Origin of the sequence: Burkholderia sp. USMB20 (assembly GCF_000949135.2) — a bacterium.
In the GTDB taxonomy this organism is placed as follows: Bacteria; Pseudomonadota; Gammaproteobacteria; order Burkholderiales; family Burkholderiaceae; genus Burkholderia.
Genome location: NZ_JTAN02000005.1, coordinates 259347 through 279378 on the forward strand (window position 1 = coordinate 259347; position 20032 = coordinate 279378).

Consider the following 20032-nt stretch of genomic DNA (forward strand, 5'->3'; position numbering starts at 1 on the left):
GTAGGTACGGCATCCAGCCTGCTCTAGACGACGACCTAACGGTACCTCATGCCATCCATAACCATTACGCTGAAAATACCGTTCGAATGCGACCCGCCTGGTGGCTTGGTGCCCGCGCTCACCTTCACTCATTGGCTTCCGTTGGGCCGCGATAAAGGTATCGCAGTTGATGACGGTGACGTGCGATTTATCTTGTGGTTTGACGAGAAGTGTACATGGTGGGCATCACAACCAACCGCTGACGAACTGAAGAACTATGTCAACGTATTGGCACATTACGTCAATGTCGAAGTCCAGGCCTTAGACCTATCCGACGAACTGGTGGCCTACGTGCAAACTGCGAAAAATTCGGAATCGTCCACCAAGATCAACGATAGTTTGCAGGTAGAGTACGGAATCCTCGCGCGAAAAATTTTGCTTTCCGTGCTTCAAAGGGTTAATCGACTTATCGCGTTTGCACGATCTCGGAAAGGACAGTACTGGCTAACTGAGCATAATATTGATCATGATCAGTTGCGCTCCTGTTTTCTAAAGTTCGATGCCCGAGGGCGCGTCGACGAAGGACCTTGGTTTACTTTTGTACCGCCGACTACTGACTCTATTACGATAAGGGCGGGAGGCACGAACAGCTACATAGAGGAGGATGATTGGCCGGCATTCCGCGACTTTGTCGTTGGTGCAAAGAAGCCAGACTTGGTAGGTGAACTATTGGCAGGTGCGGAGTACCTGCTTAGAGCCGGGCATCGTCGGAGCGCGCTTACAGAAGCCGTCACGGCGCTTGAGATAGTCGTATTTAGATTCTCGCAGAGCCCCAAGGCGGAAGCTGAATTCGGTGACCGTTTGGGTGGGCGATTAGGCCTTTCGACCCTTTATTCGCAAGTGAGCCACCTCGGGCTAAGTGCCACGGTAAAATATCTTTTGCCGACAATTCTTTCTGAGGATATATTGCCGGGCACTATTCTTTCGGAGTGTCAAGAGGCGCTGACCCAGCGACAGAACGTCGTGCACAACGGTCAACGGGATGTTGACGAACGCTTTACCCAGCGCGCAATCTCGGCGATCAGAAGATTTTGCGATATTCTCAACTCACTGACGCAAACCCGGTCTGACTAATTGAATACGGCGAGGGATCACTTGAGCACCGTAAAATAGCTGGCAGAATGAAACTGGCGGTGAGGATTGCGCAAAGAGCGACGGGTTGTACTCATCGTCGCTCTTTCGTATGCCCGTTAACAAATCTTGAGCAGACGTTAGCGTATGTGGTGCGAGTGCTCGTTCTTGGCCGTCTGGAGCCCAATGCACTTGGCAGTAGCCGACCCGAACCTGACTTTCGCTTTGGAGAAAACGTAGCGGCTGCCTCCGGAGAAAAACGGCCCTCCGCTTCGGACCTCGCACGACAAGTCACCCTCGCATCGGCGATCAGGGAGCGCCGTGATCTTGACGATCCGGCGCACCTTCGCCGAAGCGGTGAGCAGATGAATCGGCTTCACCGGTCGCATCGCTCGCCGCCTTGGCGAAGCAACCGCGGCTATGCTGTCTCTGACGGACGCAGTTCTCGCAACTTCCGCGCAAGGGATGGACGCCCGGCCTTCACCAATCCATCTGCGACCATGTCAAGAATGGAGATCCTTGATAGCAGATGGTCCACGGCTTCCCACGTAAGGGTCTCGCCCAACGTCGAGGTGGTGTTAGCCAGGAGCCCTTCGTGGTGTTCGCCTAACACTTGATCCCTTCCCAAATAGTAGAGCGTCTGTATTTCCGCGAATTCTTGTACTGTTAGCAGTGCGGAGATCGATTCAAAAAGCCGTTTGCGGCGTAACCCCTGTTCTTTGTATTTCTCGAAATCGCGATCAAAGTAATCCAATCCGAGGCCATCGCCTCCGTCGGTTTCCGGCTTGCTAGCCACCCAAAGCCGCATGGCCTCGATTGCTTTCTCATCACTGATATACTTAAGGCCTGTTTCCTTTCCGATCAAGGCCGCGAGGGGCCGCGATTGCCGGATCGAATCTATGGCATCGGAAAACTTACGGCCACTTAGACCGTATTGCTTCATGACCTGAACTTTCTTCTCGAGGAAGCTCTCATCATTCCACGCTGATTGATCTCCCATGAAAATCGCGATAGCTTCGAGATCTTTGCGTGAACAATGCGAAGTATGCGTCCCCGTCAGCCGCTCCTCTACAATGTCTTGAACACGGTGTTTAAGGCATTGAAGGATCTCGCTGAGGTTCCCGATACTGTTGCGCACATGTTGGAGATTAATAACAGCAACATCGGACAAGCTAATTTGACCGTCCCTATTAAGCGCGTAGCGAAGCTCTTGACCGTCATCGTCTACGGCCGCCAAGCTTCTAACAAATGGCTCAAGGTCGGAAACGGTTTTTCTCAACGATGCGTCTCCGAGGGCGGCATTGGGGCCGCCCCCTGCGGATTGCAGATGTTGCCAATGACCATCAATGTCGTGATTAACTGGAAAGCCTTGCGTAAGCATCCCTGACTTGTGCAGGCGGTCAATTGCATATTTCAGCGACAGTTCAAGACCGTGCCGGCAGTTATAAAGTATGGGCATAGCCAACGTATCGCGGCTGCCAATCAAGCGCTTGTCAATAACGGCGCTTGCGAGTTCAAGCGCTGCCTCAAGATAGCCGTCAACATAATTTTCAGCGTCACCTTGGATACCTACACAGGCATTCCATTCCCCATCGTAAATCGTCTCAAAAAAGGGATCCATCGCCTTTGAGGTGGCACCAACGTTGTCTTCTTTTTTCATATAGATTTTGCCGAGGCGATCAGTCGCCCGCCAGTATGCCAACACACCGCGGTAACGTCACCTGGTTCTCAAGCGACTCAGCCCCGATGACCTTGAAGGTCTGCCTCCAAAGGCGGAACCGACGCGGGATGTTCGGAGTCGCCCTACTGCCGAATGTTGCCTGTTTGCCGGTGCCGGAAGGATCGGATTCGAAGTAGCACTCCCGCCCGAACTGCGTCGTGCTCTAGCCACATTGCCCACATATCAACCGAACGATCGCCGACAACTCCGGAGTTGGTGCCTGTACCCGTGGTAAGCGCCGTTCGCTGCCTATGGATACAGGGACCGAAAAAGCAGCGTTCAGCTTCCAGGAGCGAATGGCCGATTGCCGGGTATAGTGTTGAAAAACTCTTCCGTCAGGTGCCCGGGCAAGTTTTCGGGAGTCGTCTTACCCCTAGCCGATGCTCACGGGCGGCTTGTAGAGCGATCTGAGAGGCTGATTTTTCTCGGCGCGGTGCGCCCGCGGGCAAAAGTGAATTTTTCAACACTATCCGGGTACAGCCGACGCTTGAACGTCAGGGAAACAAAATGCGCGAACGCCCCCTCATGGCCGCCTGCCGCCCGACGCGGTCGGCCGTAGCCGACCCGAAGCGGTCCTTCGGACTTGGTTGAAGCGGACGGTCACGTGGACGTTGAGTCGCGAGCGGCGGCCTGCCAAGGTGAGTCGGCTCAAGCGACCGGTCGCTCCCCCAACGATTGAACGCAGATAACTCTTCCGGCAGCTTGCAGCGTGTGGCGCTATCGTGCACAGATTCCATGTTGGCAGGGCCCACTGAAGATGCCGGATATACGACTGCAACTATTCCCTCTTGGTCAGACGTATCGATCAATTTCTTATTGAATTGGGGGAGTCCATATGTGCCATGTTAGAGAACGGGTTAGCAACTACATTGAGAGCCTGAACCTCTCGATGGCCTGACCAATTATCTTCTCTGGATTGCCCCCCGCCATTTTGGCCAGCAGCATTGCTTCCATATCTTCGTCATTTACGACCAAGATCATTTTATGGTTGGCCACCCACTGCTCTCTTATAGTTAGAAGAGCACCATTGTCCGCACCAATTCGCGTCACAATCATCGCGAACATTCCTGCGCCGTGGACCTTAAGATAGTTCGCCAACTGCAATACCTGGCTCTTTGAAATCGCTGCCCTATAATTCTTCGCATCAACAACAATGTAGTCAGCGCGGTACTTTTCTCTCACAAAATTCCAAAAACCTTGGTCAGCATAGTTCGGGATGATCCAGTCCCGTCTGTTAATGCCTTCACGATCTGCCAACTCGGAAATTGGCGTTTCCAAAGGAGGGCAAAATAAATGCTCAAGAATTTGTCCAATGAGCTTTTGGTATTCCGACCAATACTCTTTACCCTTCTTGCATGCCTTCAGGCTGGCTATGAATTCTTCTTCTAGTGTCTTGCTCGCCGATGGCCGGGAAGCGGAGAGGATCGCCTGAAATACCGGGTGTGGTATTGATGAAACTTCGGACTTGAATTTGTTTGCCAGTGTATTGACATCCCAAGACTCAATGCCATGGGCGCTTAATGCGCTTACTTGAGCTGCAGATAACAGCCCGGGAAACGCCAATACATACCTATCAAATTTCGTTAGCGCTTTATACGACTCGATCTGACTGATCGCCTGATCCATGCGCGCAGGGGTGAACGAAGAAGAATTTTTACACTCGATCAGCCAAGTCTTACCATCCTTAGATCGTGCGGTTATGTCGGCTCGAAACGGCTTTTCCCGTGAAAGGCGCTCTTCAAGCTTGATATCTTCAAATTCCGATGACCTTGTGAGGAGGCTCGCAAGATAGTGATTGAATTCAGCTTCGGTAAAATTTCGATTGGTGATTGACCGATTACAGTTGGCGCATATCAATATCAAATTGGCTTCGTCATCGGTGCCACCTGCTGAGCGAGGGAGAATGTGGTGAATTTCTAGCGGGACTCCAGTTGCACCACAAATGGGGCAGCGCTCACCATGTTTCTTCATCAGCCGGTCCTTCAGTTCGCGCCTCATTGTGTCTCTCAGGAAAATCGGATGTTACTAGTTCTCTAACTTTGAATAACCTGACCTCTTGGTCAGCGTAACAATTATTATCAGAGCGTAAAATTATGCCATCGTACCCCGCATGTAGCCTCGATTCTTGCAAAGCCGGGTCCGTATAACAACACGCCTAATCATTACGTGGAATTGAACACCTGTCCATGAACGAGTTGCCGCCCGAATGGCAGCTTTGCAGCCACCTTCGCGAACTTCTGCTTTTGGCCGGCAAGCGACCGCTCGCCGGCCGCGATGCCATCAAACCTCCGTCTGCTCCGCCATCTCAAGGGCATCGTCGACCTCGATGCCGAGATAGCGAACCGTGCTTTCCAGCTTCGTGTGTCCGAGCAGCAACTGCACCGCCCGAAGGTTCTTCGTTCGCCGGTAGATCAGCGAAGCTTTTGTGCGTTGCATCGTATGGGTTCCGTATGCAGTATCGTCAAGGCCAATCGATGCAATCCAACGATGTACCAGCCGGGCATATTGCCGCGTCGACAGATGCGGTGACGTGTGCGACCGGCTCGGGAATAGAAAATCTGCCGCCTTCAGTCCTCGCGCTTCGATCCAAGCTTCGAGGCTCTCACGGGTCTGTTCCGTGATCTCGAATTGCACCGGCCGCTGGGTCTTCTGCTGCATGATTGTCGCTCTGGACGCCACTTGGCTTCCGTGGCGGACATCTTGGACCAGCAACCGCGTAAGATCGCACGCTCGGAGCTTGCTATCAATTGCGAGATTAAACATCGCGAGCTCACGAAGGTTCGACGCTATTTGAAGTCGCGTCCGAATCGCCCAGATTTCTCGGAGCTTTAACGGCGGCTTCTGCCCGGTAAGCTTGCCCTTGTTCCATGGCACACGGTGACGAACGACGACATTCTCGGATTCCATGACAATCTCCTCTCAAGCGAAGGGGGATTGAGTGTGCGCCTTTTCCGGCGGGCGCTATCCGACCCGTTTCGGTCCTTCGGCGCATCACACCACAAATGGCAGTATCGGGTGCACAAGGGACATTCTCATTCCCAGCCATCGACAAGCCGAAGCCGATTTGCCACCGGACGATTTGGCCTGAGTCCCGCGCCGTGTGGTGCCGAGACCGAAACTCCTATGTGCTGTTGTTCGAATATCCAATTGACTTCGTCAAATAGTTAGTGGAATTTGATTCCAGTTGCCAATGAATTCATCCGCACGACCACAAACCAAATGGCCTTGATACGCAGCCGGTAGTTGCACCAGCGGTACATAAAACGACGTGACATCTGGGTCCCTAAGCCTTATCGTCATATGCTGACGAATCAACCCTGATAGCGGTCCATTGCTGTTGAGCAACGGGAATGGGCTATACCTCACGCAGAACATAACCACCGCTGCTGCAATCGCATGAAGGCAATTTTCAAGCGTTGCCAAATTAAAGTGCGTCGCTCGGTCATGCTTCGTCTTGTTGTATGCATCATACCAAGGTAGCGACGCGGTAGGGTTAGATGCGCGCCACCCGCGAAACGGTGTTACTACAGGCAGCGTCTGAAACAAAGAATAAGAAATTTCATAATCGGCGAGATGCAATGGTCTCAATAATCGCACGTATTGATTTGTAGTGGGCCGCACCGTAGCAGATCCAGCTAACCTTAAATATTGACTCCATGCATTCTCGATTTCGGTGCAAGCCAGAATGAGCAATTCTCGCGTTTTGTGCCCATAGGAACCCAAGCCTGTAGGTGACGGTTCGATGTACAACAAAATTTCGTCAAGTTTTTCGACGAGGATACGCAACGCCTGTTCGGCGGAGCGTTGTTCGAATTGGTTCGTCGATAACGCTTGATGAATATGCGATTCGGAATATAGGCCGGGGCGCCATACTCCGGCGACAACGGTTCCCGGGGGAGTTTGCAGCTCAACGATGTTCTGCGCCCCGAATGTGGCGGCAACCCAATCATCTAGGGACGCGGCACCGATCACTTGGGTGACGGTTAAGCCAGGCGACATGATAAAAAGGTGATCATTGTGTGCATAGACGTGAATATTGTAGCCGTCAGCTTGATACGCGTAACCTCGCGGTTGATCGTTGTGTATGGGAGCCCAGCCTGGAATGGTTGTAATCGTATTCTGATAGCTAATTGCGCGCATATATTCCTCAATTTTGAAGCAATCACTCAATTTTGGAGTGCACCCGGTCATCTGCGTGGCTCTCTAATCTCCGAATGAGTTTTCGTTGAGTTGGCCAATGGCGCGACCCCACCGACCAGCGAATGCGAGGCAGCAAAAAAGTTACAACTCGATTTCCTCTAGATCACGAGCGAGTCTGCCGAGGAGTGTCGGTGAAACCCATGTGGTTTTGTTGACTGGAATAGAAGCCACATTCTTGTTCGGTTCTAAAGGCACGCCCATGGGGGTCACCCAGCCTCCAAGACATTTAATGAACTCCCTCCAAATATGCTGCGGTTCATTTTTGTAAGGGATGATGACGTAGAACCAGTAACTTCTAAATGCGATCAACCTAATGCAAAATCTATTGCTAAATCTTCCATCGTAGGAGACAGTGGCGGATCTCAAGACTTCGGGTCTCAGCGCTCCGACTTCATGGCCAATCACAGTAGTGGCTCTTGATGTCGTTACGATCTGCAACCGCACCATCACCGACGGAAATGCTCCGCCTTGAAGGATCTGCTTCGCGAAGCGTGACAACAGTTTTCTTTGCTTTTCATTTGCTGTTGATCGCACTGAATTATACGAAATCTTCAGCAAGCCGCGAAGCAGCGTATTGTAATCATAGATGAGATCAGCAGGCTGCCCGGCCTCAATGCAGTTGGAAAAGTAACGATCGAACAAGTCCGCCAGATACATATCAACCTTGCTTAAGTGGCGATTGTTACATTCCCCGCAAACATCTTTGACAACGGGCTCACCTTGATGAAAATCCTCATTCTTAGGATTGTACGTCAGGAGAGATTCGCACTTCCGAAGTATGTTGGCGGGCCAGATATGCTCTCTCGTAAATTTTTCATTCGCAGTATTGCAATACGCGCATCTTTTCATAGCTCGGCTCCCGTATGTATTTTTATGGGTCTAGCCTAACGCAGACCTTCTCCAAAAATCCCCGCAGAAAACTAAAACTCGGCAACTAATTGTCGGCTGTCAGATTAGAACCTTGAGTGTCCCGTCGATACCTTTCTGGTACGTACGTCTGCAGTCGCGTGTAGAGCCGACGTTCGAACGTCCGCATGGTCGCGTTTGCGACAGTCCGATTGTGGCCGGAAGTCGCCAGTCGCCGCCCTGCGCGGCTCGACCAGCAACCTCCGCCCCCGGAGCGGCCTCGGGCCATCTCGGAAACTGCCGTTCGCAGTACGCAGAGCAGCGACAGGAGCAATCGTGACGCCCCTTTCTCACGAGCTACTCGCTCCTCCATCCAGCTGGCTCAAAAAACCCCAGATATAGAAGGTCGGGGTGCGCCGCCGAACCCCCAAACGATAGATGCCGATGCCGCTCGTGAGATGGCGCTCACCTAGGTGCGGGGCCTGCAATTGCCACGCGTTCCATAGAACTTCTGATTCGCTGAATGCATGGCCGTCTTGCGCATGGCATAACGTCGGCGGCTTGTGGCTGCCCTTTGGACCGAAAGGTGCGAGGTAAATGGCCGATGTCTTTAGCAGCGAAGCATTATCGCGCGGGTCTTGATGGCCTCGTGCTTGGACGATCTGTTGAGCCAGTTGCAACAAAGATTCGGGCCTTTGCTCATGCCAGTTCAACGATTCGAACTGACCGTAGGCCAAGGGAAGATCTGGCCTGTGAATGCTAGCCTCGAGCTCCGAGTATTCATCGGTCCGCAGATAATGCGCTCGCGACCAGAACACAGTACGTCGCACGCGGTAGTAGCTAAAGGTGCCGGACAAGTTCTCCATGCCCCAGGCTTGCTTCTGTGGCCACCAAGCGTCATACATGACCACATCTGCATCAAACGCGATCACGCGAATAGGATGTTCTGTCCAGTCAGTTTGGAAGACAGCACCAAGTTCAAGTGGAGGATGGTTCATGTATGACTAGGCACCTCATACGCTTTTTGTGACTGGCAGCGGCCAAAGACACGTACGCAATTGTCGACGATCTGGACGTTAACATCGACCGGTTGAATCCCGAAACGCGTACGGATAGTTAGCGATCACTCAAACCTTCCCGACAGGCGTTTGTGCGACGATACCTTGGAAATGAAAAGTTCAATGTTCGAATCGTCTGGCGATACCGCAACCTTTGTCCTATATGCAGAAAAGTCGCGCAAGAATATTGAAAATCGCCATTACATCTGACGATGAACACACCTGAATCAACATGTTTCCGGCCGAAATCGCCCACGCATATTGAACCCCGCGCAAGAATGAGTAAGATGCCCGAAAGGCTGTCAAAAACAACCCATCGCGCGGGGTAGCCAAATGCAACGGAACGAGTTGATTCCATCGGCATTGCTCGATGACATCTACGCTGCAGCACTGGGCGATCAGAGATGGGAAGTCGTGCTCGACGGCTTGCGATCGTCGGTAGGCGTGCGCATGGCCACGCTGCTGTCGTTCGACGATACGGCGGGAGTGCCGGTCATCGACCGGGCTGCGGGCGACGACGAGCCGTGGGTTGCCGATTGCCGCCGCGCATACAACACCGAGTTCTATCTGTATGACCCGGTCGTACCGATCGCCGGCAACTGGCCGACTGGTCGCTGGTTCGAGGACGTCAAGCAACTGTCCCGCCCGCAGCGCGAACACTGCGTGTTCTACCAGGAATTCCTGAGGCCATACGGAATCGGCAGCATCGCCGGCCTGTATATCCATCGCGGCGAGCACACCGGCGCATTCCTCAGCGTACAGAGCGGCCCCGAATCGCAGGGCCTGTCGGACGCACAGCGCGTCGCGATCGAAAGCATGGGCGCACACATCAGCCGCGCGTTGCGGATCGAGGCACGCATCGGCGAACTCGAAGCACGCGTGGCCGCCGCGGAATCGGCGCTCGATGCGCTTCCGGTGCCGGTGTTCTTACTCGGCGCGCAACGCGAACTCCGCTATACGAATCGCGCAGCCGATCAACTGATCGCGGCGGAACCTGCGCTGCGGATCGTGAATGGGCGCTTCGCACCGGAAGGCTGCGTCGAGGATGCGCAATGGCGGCACGCGTTCGCGCGCGGTGGGCTGTTGCTGCGCCGTGCGACGGGTGAACCGCTACCGCTTGCGCTGATACCGGTGCCCGAACAGTCACGCCTCGTGCGCGAGCGGCCCGGCGTCGTGGCATTGATGACGGCAGCCGACCTGCGTTCGCCGGCGGCACGCGCGCAGCGGCTGCGCGTGTTCTACGGACTGTCGTCGGCCGAAGCCGATCTCGCGGTGCTGCTGTGCTGCGACGGACACTCGCCGCAGGAATGCGCCGAGCTGCGCGGCGTGTCGATCGGCACGATCCGCTCGCAGATCAAGTCGATCTATGCGAAGACGGAAGTGACGCGGGCGGCGCAATTGACGTCGCTGGTCATGCAGACGTGACGCCCCCTCACCTCGGCGACACCACAATCGCCGCCCGCCGATTCTGCGCCCGCCCGGCCGGTGTCCGGTTATCCCCCACCGGATCGCTCTTCCCCTTCCCGACCACCGCGATCTGCTTGCCGTCCAGCCCCACATCCACCAGCTCGATCGCCACCACCTCCGCCCGCCGCCGGGACAACTCGAGATCGTAAGCCGTCTCCCCTTCCTCGTCCGAGTACCCATAAACCCGCACACCGTTGATCCCGGCCGACCTCAACGTCCTCCCGATCCGCTCGACGATCCGCCTGACGACCGGCTTGAGGTTATACCGATCAAAGTCAAACAAAATCGGCCCCGTCGACCCGAACTCGAACCCCTGCTCGGTCTCCTGAAACCCGGCCGACTTCAGCGCCGTGACCTGCGTCTGCGTGAGCCCACGATGAAGCGGCGGCGTCTTGCACCCGCCGAGCAGCAGGCACAGCAGCACCGCGCTCGCGACGCACATCCTCCCCATGCTCACAGATAACGCGTTTTTCATCACAGTCCCCTTCCTTCGCATGCGCGCGCATCGCGTGCGCTTCTTATCCCGCCGCCGCGGCCTCGCCCGCAGCGCGAAACGATCGACGTCAAACCGGCCCGGCTACGCCTTCCGACAACTGCCACGACCCCGGCCGCGCACGCTTGGCGCGGTACATCGCGGCATCCGCCGCGCGCAGCAAGCCGCTCGCGTCGGACGCATGGTCGGGATACAGCGCAACGCCGGCACTCATCATGGTGGCCACCATGCGTCCGTCGGGCAACTCGATCGACGACACCATGCCGGACAAAATCTGGTCGGCGATCAGGCACACGCTGTCCGTGTCGCGCACGCCCGTCAGCATCACCGCGAATTCATCGCCGCCCAGGCGAGCGACGAGATCGGTTTCGCGCACTTGCGCGCGCAACCGTGCCGCGACGCCGACCAGCACCGCATCGCCGGCATCGTGGCCAAGGCAGTCGTTGATTTCCTTGAAGCGGTCGCAGTCGAGATACAGGATGGCGACCCGCTGCCCCGTCAACACGGCGTCGCAGAGTGCAAGCGACAGACGCGACTCGAACTGCACGCGGTTGGGCAAACCCGTGAGCGCATCGTGCGTCGCCTTGTATTCGAGCGACGCGTTCTCGTCGCGCAGCGTGTTCTGCCACTCCTCGAGTTCATCGAGCAGCGCATTGAAGTCGTCGCCGAGCTGGTTCAGTTCGGCGATCGCCACGGGCTCGACGCGCCGCGCGAACGCACGCTCGCGCCGCACGGCGTGCGCGACGGCGGCGAGCGCGCGCAGCGGCGCGACGATGTTGCGCAGCAGACGCTTCGAGCTGATGTAAGCGCCGAACACGCTGACGACGAGACAGCCGAGAATGCCGCCGATGCCGCCGAGCAGGAATCCGAAGAACTGATGCCCGCGGCCACGCACGATCACCTGACCGACGACGATGCCGTCGTGCATCACCGGAACGGTCACGGCCCCCGGCAACGCGAGATCGGCGACGACGCGCTCGAGCCCGGCGATCCGGCCGCCGGCAGGCAGCTTCCAGGTCGCGAATAACTGCCCCTTGTTGTCCGTGACCACCACCTGCGCGACGTCCTCGTCGCTGGCGATCGTCGCGATCGCTTCGCTCGCCGCGGCACGGTCGCCGAACACGAGCGCCGCCTCGACCGTGTAACCGAGCGAGCGGGCCAGCAGGTTCAGGTTGTTGCCCGCATACGCACGCAACGCGATCACGGCGACGACGATCAGCGACACGGCGGCCATCGTCACCGCGACGAACGCCAGGCGCAGGTGCGCGCGTCGCAACACGCTTTGCAGCGTCGGGCGCGGCACGCGTGAGGACGCAATGGGGGGCGCGGAACGTGTCATGGCGTCAGCGTCCGCCGCGCGAGGTTGAGCACGTTCGGATGCACGCGCACGCCACTGCGCGCGACGGCGTCGAGATTGATGTCGAACGTCACGTGCTCGCCTTCGACCGTCAGACAGAACATGCTGCCCGCGGTGCACGACGGATCGTGTTCGGCGATGGTCAGCACCGGATGGCCGGCGAGCTCGGTTCTCACCCGCATTCGCTCGTCGTTGCCGAGCGCGCCGAGATACACGACGTCACAGGCGATGCCGAGCGAGGGATCGTCGAAGGGGACGCGCTGCACGTCGAGCACGGTCGAGCCGGCCTGCATCGTGTCGGTGAGGTCGCCCGCGTAGTCGGGCCTGCCCGTCACGCACAGACGCAGGCGCGCGGGCGTCGTCGGCCAGCGCGTGAAACTGACGATGCCGAGCACGACCTGGCGTACGTTGGAGTCGTGTGACGAAAAGGCGGGACCCGTCGGGCCGGCAGGCGTCGCGGTGGCTGCGACGGGCATCGTGTCGACCGGGTCGTCCCTGACGGCAGGCGATCCGGCGAGGACGGAAGGGACAACGCTCAGAACGCAAACGATTGCGATGAATGCGTGGCGCAACGACGCGACTCGGCCCGACCGGCCGGACGCCGTCCGCGCGGCGATTGCCGCCGCGCCCGCTGGCGTCGATGCGGCCGCATGCTTCGCGGCCGTCGCGCACACACTCGCATCCATGATGGAAACATCGGTTGCAGTCGTTCCCGGCCCTGCCTCCTGCCTGCCGTGTGCGCGCGCAGGTACCGTGTCACGCACATGATTGCTTCCATCTTAGGTAAAAATTCGCAACCCGAACCAGTGGGATACTCCCGCCAAATCGCAATCGGAAAATAGGGCGAATCGGTGCGATGCGCGACGATGCGAGCGAACGTGTTTGCCGACGACGATCGAGCCTCGACTTCGGAAAATTGATCAGTGGATTGAACGCACGCGCGCGTCAACCTTCATACATTCGTCCCGGCTTCGACGGATCTTCATCCACCGCCCGACGCGCATCTTCTGCCAGAAGCGGTCACGTCATTTCTCCCGTCGCGATCGCCCCGCGAGCGGCACCGCCGGCCACGAATCGATATCGACGAAAATACCGGTGCGTGAATCCTGCCGCCACACGCCGGCATGCGGGAACCGGCCTGCACATTGGAGCGCCATGAAAGTCGAAAACTCGGAACTCGAAGCCTTCGTCGCCGTTGCGGAACTCGGCACGTTCCATCGCGCGGCGGAAAAGCTGCACCTGACACAGCCGGGGCTGTCGCGCCGCATCCAGAAGCTCGAACAGACGCTCGGCGTCGAGTTGTTCCAGCGCACCACGCGCAGCGTGACGCTCACGGGCGTCGGCCGCCAGTTCCTGCCGATGGCGCGCGAGCAGATCGCGCAGCTCGGGATGATGCTGTCGTCGATCCAGGAGATCGCGCAAAAGCGCTACGGCAAGGTGCGGCTCGCGTCGATCCCGACGGTCGTCGCGCAGGCGCTGCCCGACGTGCTGCGCCACTATGCGGCCAGGTATCCGCAGGTCGCCGTGCAGATCCTCGACGGCAATCACGACTTCGTGCTGTCGCAGGTGCGCGCGGGCATCGCCGAGTTCGGCGTGAGCCTGCACCCCGGCGACGACGACGATCTGGTGTTCGAACCGCTCTTCACCGACCGCTACGTGCTCGCGACCCACGAGGACGATCCGCTGGCGCGCGCGGACGCCGTCACGCTCGGCGAACTGCGGCACGCGAAGCTGATCATCGGCGGCCGCGACAGCGGCAACCGTCTGCTGCTCGAAATGCTGATGGGCCAGGAGGCGGTGCGAACCCGCTGGTTCTACGAGGTCGAGCACATCTCGTGCGTCGCCGCGCTGGTGGCGGCCGGCGTCGGCAGCGCGATCCTGCCCGAAAGCGCGCTGCGTGCGTACGGCTCGCCGGCGGTGCGCGCGGTGCCGATCGCGAGCCCGACGATTGACCGCACGGTCGGCATCGTGCGGCATCGCACCATCTCGATGTCGAGCTTCGCGAGCGATCTCCTTGCGCTGGTGAAGGCAGCGTTCGCGTAATGCGGCGGGCGCGGCGGCGCTCGCATTGATGCCGGTTTCGCATGAATCGCGAGCCGAACGGCATTGGACGCCTGAAAAATGGCTGGTGACGATGGTGGCGAACATGAACGACGGACGCGGGCAGCACCCGGGTCCGGGCAGATTCCGGAGGAGCCACCATGCATTTCGACGTGATCCTGCGCCGCGGCGAGTTGATCGACGGTACGGGGGCCGCGCGCTTCGAGGCCGATCTCGGCGTGACGGGCGAGCGCATCGCCGCGATCGGCGATCTGGGCGACGCGACCGCGGCACACACGCTCGACGCAAGCGGCCTGGTCGTCGCGCCGGGCTTCATCGACAGCCATACGCACGACGACGCGTTCGTGCTGACCGATCCCGACGTCGAACCGAAGGTCGCGCAAGGCGTCACGACGGTGATCGCCGGCAACTGCGGGATCAGTCTCGCCCCCCTGCTCGCCGAACGCGACGTGCCGCAGCCGCTCGACCTGCTGGGCGCCTGGCAGTCGTTTCGCTTTCCGTCGTTTCGCGCATATCTCGACGCGCTCGACGCAACGCCCGCCGCCGTGAACACGGCGGCCCTGGTCGGCCATTCGACGCTGCGCGTGCGGCACATGGCCGATCTCGATCGAGCGGCCAGCGCGGCGGAGATCGCGGCGATGGCGGCCGACGTGCGCGAAGCGATGACGGCCGGCGCGTTCGGCGTCTCGTCGGGCACCTTCTATCCGCCCGCGGCGGCGGCGACGACCGACGAACTGATCGACGTGTGCGCGCCGCTGCGCAAGACGGGCGGCGTGTTCGCGACGCATCTGCGCGACGAAACCGACGCGATCATCGCGTCGCTCGACGAAGCGTTCTCGATCGGACGCGCGCTCGACGTGCGCGTCGTGCTGTCGCATCACAAGGTGGCCAGCAAGGCCAACCACGGCCGCTCGGTCGAAACGCTCGCGCATATCGACGCGCAGCGCACACGGCAACCGCTGTGCATCGACTGCCATCCATATCCCGCCACGTCGACGATGCTGCGCGCGGATCGCATCCGCCAGTCGTCGCGCGTGATCCTGGCCTGGTCGAAGCCGCATCCCGAGCTCGCGGGCCGCGACTTCCACGAACTGCTGCCGCTGTTCGGCGATTCCATCGACGCCGCGATCGACGCGCTGCGCCCCGCCGGCGCGATCTACTTCGTGATGGACGAGGCGGACGTGGAACGCATCATGCGCCACGAACTGACGATGATCGGCTCCGACGGCCTGCCCAACGACACGCGCCCGCACCCGCGGCTGTGGGGCACGTTCCCGCGCGTGCTCGGCGAATTCTCGCGCGAGCGCGGCCTGTTCCCGCTCGAAACCGCCGTGCGCAAGATGACGGGCCTCACGGCCGAGCAATTCGGCATCGCGGCGCGCGGGCGGCTCGCGGTCGGTCATTACGCGGATCTCGTCGTGTTCGATCCCGCCCGCGTGATCGACCGCGCAACGTTCGCGAGCCCGACGCTGCGGCCTGAAGGCATCGAGCACGTGTTCGTCAACGGGCGTGCCGTGCTCGAACACGGCCGGCACACCGGCGCGCACCCCGGCCGGGCGCTGCGCCGTGGACGCTAGCGTCGGCCGATCGATGGCACGCCTGTCCGTCGTCGCGAAGGCCGCCGCCCGCGCGGCCGTCGCCCCGGAATCAACCTGCACGGAGTCACCATGACGAATTCCAACGGCATCCCCACGCCGCGCGGCATGCAAACCGGCGCGGCCCCGCACGCGGACACCGCCGCGCCCGGCCTCGACGCGCTGTACGCGCGCCTGAGCCGGCGCATCATTCCGCTGATCCTGGTCTGCTATTTCTTCGGCTATCTCGACCGCGTCAACGTCGGCTTCGCGAAGCTGCAGATGGTGACGGACCTGCACCTCACGGACGCCGCCTACGGCGTTGGCGCCGGGTTGTTCTTCGTCGGCTACCTGCTGCTGCAGGTGCCGGCCGGCTGGCTCGTGCGGCGAATCGGCGTGAAGCGCTGTCTCGCCGGCTCGATGCTGACGTGGGGCGTCGTGTCGGTCGCCACGCTGGCGACCCGCGACACCGCGAGCTTCTATGCGCTGCGCTTCCTGCTCGGCGTGACCGAGGCCAGCTTCTTTCCGGCCGTGATCGCGTACTTCAGCGTGTGGTTTCCGTCGCACCGGCTCGCGAAGGTCATGGCGTTCCTGTTTCTCGCGATGCCGCTGGGCGTGATCGTCGGCGGCCCGCTGTCGGGCTGGATCATGGACGCGACGCATGGCGGCCTGGGGCTGCGCGGCTGGCAGTGGATGTTCCTGATCGAAGGGCTGCCGGCGATCGTGCTCGGCCTGTACCTGCTCGCACGCGTGACGGAGCGGATCGACGACGCGACCTGGCTGACCGACGCGGAGAAACGGATGATCCGCGCGGAGATGGCGCAGGAAGCGGCCGGCAAGCGCACGCAGCTCGGCGCCGCGCTGCGTGAACCGACGCTGTGGCTGCTGTTCGCGACGTCGTTCCTCTACAACGTCGGCAACTACGGGCTGGTGTTCTGGATGCCGACGATGATCAAGGCGCTCGGTTCGCTGAGCAATCTCGGTGTCGGCCTCGTCAGCGCGATCCCTTATCTGGTCGCATCGGTCTCGATGGTCGCGAACGCACAGCACTCGGTGCGCACCGGCGAGCGCCGCTGGCATACGGCGCTGCCCGTCGCGATCGGCGGCGTCGCGCTGCTCGCGAGCCTCGGCATGCGCGCACATCCGGTGCTCGCCGTCATGTGCCTGACCATCGGCGTGGCCGGCATCATGAGCACGCTCGCGATGTTCTGGAGTCTGCCGTCGCGGATTCTCGCCGGCGAGGCGGCCGCGGGCGGCGCGGGGCTCGTCAACATCGGCGCGGCCGTCGCCGGGTTCGTCGGCCCGACGCTGATGGGCTACGCGACCGGATTGACGGGCAGCACCGAACTCGGCGTCGCGCTGCTCGCCTTCACGCTGTTCGCCGCCGCCGCGCTGATCCTGTCGATTCCGCGCCGGCTGATGGTGCGCACGTGAACCCGGTGCCTTCGATGCGCAGCGCGCTCGCGCTGGCGGCCGGGATTCGTGCGGGACGCGTGAGTGCCGTGTCGCTCGTGCAAACCGTGCTCGCCGATATCGCCGCGCGCGACGGCGCGATCCATGCCTGCGCCCGCACCTTCGACGAGCGGGCGCTGCGCGACGCGCTGCGGATCGATCGCCTCGTGCGTGACGGACGCGATCCCGGGCCGCTGGCAGGCGTGCCGTTTCTCGTGAAGTGGAATATTGACGTGGCGGGCTACACGACGGTCGCCGGCTCGCCGGCGCGCGCCGCGTTGCCGCCCGCCGTCGCCGATGCCGCGATGGTCGAACGACTCTGCGCGGCCGGCGCGGTGCCGATCGGCGCGACGCACATGGACGAACTCGCGTGCGGTGCCACCGGCGTGAATCCGCACTATGGCGCCGTGCGCCTGCCAGCTGACCCGGCGCGCATGACGGGCGGTTCGTCGAGCGGCTCGGCCGCTGCCGTCGCGGCCGGCTACGTGCCGCTCGCGCTCGGCAGCGACACCAACGGCTCGATCCGCGCACCGGCGGCGCTATGCGGCGTATGGGGGTTTCGCCCGAGCGACGGGCGGCTGTCGGCGGTCGGTTGCCTCCCCTATGCCGAATCGCTCGACACCGTCGGCGGCTTCGCGAACGATATCGACGACCTGGCCGCGCTGTATGACACGCTGCGCGATACGCATGCAGCGCACTCGCAACCGGCTCGCGATCCGGCAGCGCCGCTTCGCGTCGCCGTGCTGACGGGTGATTTCGAACGACATGCCGATGCGGATGCGCAACGCGCGGTGCGGCGTGCGGCGGCGTGTCTGGATGCGGGGGAAGCGGTGCCGGTCGACAGCGACGAAGTCGCACGCGTGCGGGAAGCCGCGGTCACGATCTCGAACGTGGAGCTGGCCCGCAACCATCGCGGGTTGCTCGACGCGCCGGCGGCGCACGTCTCAGAACGCCTGCGGTCGCGCATCGCAACCGGCCTCGCCACGTCCGGCGCCGCCCATCGGGAAGCGCTTGCCTGCCGGGCCGCGTGGCGCGCGCACGTCAAAGCGCTGTTCGCGCGCTACGACGTGCTGCTCGCGGCCGCGACGCCCTATGCCGCGCCGCGCTTGACCGACGCGACCGTCGATGTCAACGGCGTCGCGCTCGAACCCGCGAAGACGCTCGGCCTGCTCACGCAGCCGATTTCGTTCGCGGGGCTGCCGGTCGTCAGCGCACCGTGCTTCGTGCGGGGTGAATTGCCAGTGGGCGTGCAGTTGATCGGCGCGCCGCAACGCGACGCGGTTTGCTTCGACGCCGCGCGGAAATTCGCGGCTGAGTGGCGCGGGCTGCACCATTAGCGCCCCCTCTTGGTGACCCGCGCCGCCGCGAGTATGCTTGTCGTTCGAGCCTCTCCAATCCGGGCGCGCGCACCGCACTGCGAGCAGGCGCCCCACTAACCGCCAATCACCACCGATGGACTTCGACGTAATCGTTCTGGGCGCAGGCATCGTCGGCGTCTCCGCCGCGCTTCACCTGCAGGATCGCGGCCGCAAGGTCGCCCTCGTCGACCGCGGCGCGCCCGGCGAAGGCACGAGCTTCGGCAACGCGGGGCTGATCGAACGCTCGTCGGTCGAGCCGTATCCGTTTCCGCGCAGCCCGTTCACGCTGATGCGCTACGCGCTGAACCGCTCCACCGATCTCTACTGGCACAGCACGTCGCTGCCCGCGTTCGCGCCGTGGCTCGCGCGGTTCTGGTGGGAATCGGCGCCGCTGCGTCACGCGGCGGCCTCGCGCGACATGCTGCCGCTGATCGAGCGCTGCATCGTCGAGCACGACGCGCTGATCGCGCGCGCCGGCGCCACCGAGCTGATCCGCGCGAGCGGCTGGATGGAAGCGTTCCGCACGCCGGCCGCGTTCGAACGCGCCGTCGCCGATGCGGGACTCACCGCGCGCCGCCACGGGCTCGGCATCACGCCGCTCGATGCCGCGACACTGCGCGCGCAGGAACCGAGCCTCGCGCCCGGCTTCTGCGGCGCGCTGCACTGGCTCGATCCGAAAAGCGTCGTCGATCCGTCCGCGCTCGTCAAAACCTACGCGCAACTCTTCGTGCAAGGCGGCGGCACGCTGCTCACCGGCGATGCGGCGAGCCTCGACGCGCTGTCGCCCGGCTGGCAGGTCACGACGGACGACGGCAAGATCGCCGCGCCGGCCGTGGTCGTCGCGCTCGGCCCGTGGTCCGACACGGTGTTCGGCAAGTTCGGCTACAAGATTCCGCTGCGCGAGAAGCGCGGCTATCACATGCACTACGCGCCGTCCGAACGCGGCGCGCCGTCGGCGCCGATCGTCGATCGCGAATACGGCTACGTGATCGCGCCGATGCGGCGCGGCTTGCGGCTGACCACCGGCGTCGAGATCGCCCGGCGCGGCCTGCCGCCGACCGGCGTGCAGCTCGAGCGCGCGGAACGCGTCGCGCGCCCGGTGTTCGGCTTCGGCGAACGGCTCGACCCGCAGCCGTGGCTCGGCTTCCGGCCGTGCACGCCCGACATGCGGCCGGTGATCGGCCCCGCGCCCGCGCATCGCGGGCTGTGGTTCTCGTTCGGGCACAACCATCACGGGCTCACGCTCGGCCCCGTCTCCGGCCGCCTGCTGGCCGAGATGATGACGGGCGAAGCGCCGTTCACCGACCCGACGCCCTACCGCGCCGACCGCTTCTGA

16 protein-coding genes are annotated in these 20032 nt (G+C 61.2%); 7 read left to right on the top strand and 9 right to left on the bottom strand.

Annotation, left to right across the window (positions count from 1 at the left end; all coding sequences use genetic code 11):
* Positions 1-48: 48 nt before the first annotated feature.
* Positions 49-1113 (top strand): DNA double-strand break repair nuclease NurA, encoded by a 1065-nt coding sequence (locus PL79_RS09050; protein ID WP_135801015.1) that lies wholly within the window; start codon positions 49-51, stop codon positions 1111-1113.
* Between the two features lie 415 nt (positions 1114-1528).
* On the opposite strand, the gene PL79_RS09055 is transcribed toward PL79_RS09050, so the two are convergent.
* The 6 genes from PL79_RS09055 to PL79_RS09080 all read right to left on the bottom strand — a co-directional run bounded on the left by PL79_RS09055 (position 1529) and on the right by PL79_RS09080 (position 8874).
* A complete protein-coding gene (locus tag PL79_RS09055; RefSeq protein ID WP_135801016.1) occupies positions 1529-2770 on the bottom strand; it encodes a hypothetical protein in 1242 nt (413 codons plus the stop codon).
* Positions 2771-3694: 924 nt separating this feature from the next.
* A complete protein-coding gene (locus PL79_RS09060; protein ID WP_193759825.1) occupies positions 3695-4801 on the bottom strand; it encodes an HNH endonuclease in 1107 nt (368 codons plus the stop codon).
* Between the two features lie 309 nt (positions 4802-5110).
* Positions 5111-5737, bottom strand: a complete 627-nt coding sequence (locus PL79_RS09065; protein ID WP_044847806.1) for a tyrosine-type recombinase/integrase — start codon at positions 5735-5737, stop codon at positions 5111-5113.
* Positions 5738-5986: 249 nt separating this feature from the next.
* Positions 5987-7021, bottom strand: coding sequence for a hypothetical protein (locus tag PL79_RS09070; RefSeq protein ID WP_135801017.1), 1035 nt, complete (start codon positions 7019-7021; stop codon positions 5987-5989).
* A gap of 90 nt (positions 7022-7111) precedes the next feature.
* Complete coding sequence (locus PL79_RS09075) at positions 7112-7879, bottom strand: hypothetical protein (protein ID WP_153227284.1); 768 nt, start codon at positions 7877-7879, stop codon at positions 7112-7114.
* A 347-nt stretch (positions 7880-8226) separates the two neighbouring features.
* Positions 8227-8874 (bottom strand): hypothetical protein, encoded by a 648-nt coding sequence (locus PL79_RS09080; protein ID WP_135801019.1) that lies wholly within the window; start codon positions 8872-8874, stop codon positions 8227-8229.
* A gap of 393 nt (positions 8875-9267) precedes the next feature.
* Between PL79_RS09080 and PL79_RS09085 the strand changes: the two genes are divergently transcribed.
* Positions 9268-10359 (top strand): helix-turn-helix transcriptional regulator, encoded by a 1092-nt coding sequence (locus PL79_RS09085; RefSeq protein WP_044847805.1) that lies wholly within the window; start codon positions 9268-9270, stop codon positions 10357-10359.
* Positions 10360-10366: 7 nt separating this feature from the next.
* On the opposite strand, the gene PL79_RS09090 is transcribed toward PL79_RS09085, so the two are convergent.
* The 3 genes from PL79_RS09090 to PL79_RS09100 form a co-directional block, all read right to left on the bottom strand.
* Complete coding sequence (locus PL79_RS09090; protein ID WP_044847820.1) at positions 10367-10876, bottom strand: OmpA family protein; 510 nt, start codon at positions 10874-10876, stop codon at positions 10367-10369.
* 88 nt (positions 10877-10964) lie between these two features.
* Positions 10965-12233: a diguanylate cyclase domain-containing protein gene (locus PL79_RS09095; protein WP_044847804.1), complete on the bottom strand. Its 1269-nt coding sequence runs from the start codon at positions 12231-12233 to the stop codon at positions 10965-10967.
* Positions 12230-12937, bottom strand: a complete 708-nt coding sequence (locus PL79_RS09100) for a YfiR family protein (RefSeq protein ID WP_044847803.1) — start codon at positions 12935-12937, stop codon at positions 12230-12232. Before PL79_RS09100 ends, PL79_RS09095 begins: the two co-directional genes overlap by 4 nt.
* Before the next feature lie 469 nt (positions 12938-13406).
* Here PL79_RS09100 and PL79_RS09105 point away from each other — a divergent pair, with 469 nt between their 5' ends.
* The 5 genes from PL79_RS09105 to PL79_RS09125 all read left to right on the top strand — a co-directional run bounded on the left by PL79_RS09105 (position 13407) and on the right by PL79_RS09125 (position 20032).
* Positions 13407-14294 carry a LysR family transcriptional regulator gene (locus tag PL79_RS09105; protein ID WP_044847802.1) on the top strand — a complete coding sequence of 296 codons (888 nt, stop codon included), beginning with the start codon at positions 13407-13409 and terminating at the stop codon, positions 14292-14294.
* 158 nt (positions 14295-14452) lie between these two features.
* Positions 14453-15889, top strand: a complete 1437-nt coding sequence (locus tag PL79_RS09110; RefSeq protein WP_044847801.1) for an N-acyl-D-amino-acid deacylase family protein — start codon at positions 14453-14455, stop codon at positions 15887-15889.
* 90 nt (positions 15890-15979) lie between these two features.
* Positions 15980-17320 carry an MFS transporter gene (locus PL79_RS09115; RefSeq protein WP_044847800.1) on the top strand — a complete coding sequence of 447 codons (1341 nt, stop codon included), beginning with the start codon at positions 15980-15982 and terminating at the stop codon, positions 17318-17320.
* 14 nt (positions 17321-17334) lie between these two features.
* Positions 17335-18675, top strand: coding sequence for an amidase family protein (locus PL79_RS09120; RefSeq protein ID WP_044847819.1), 1341 nt, complete (start codon positions 17335-17337; stop codon positions 18673-18675).
* Between the two features lie 115 nt (positions 18676-18790).
* Entirely contained in the window at positions 18791-20032 is a 1242-nt protein-coding gene (locus tag PL79_RS09125) for an NAD(P)/FAD-dependent oxidoreductase (protein ID WP_044847799.1), read from the top strand.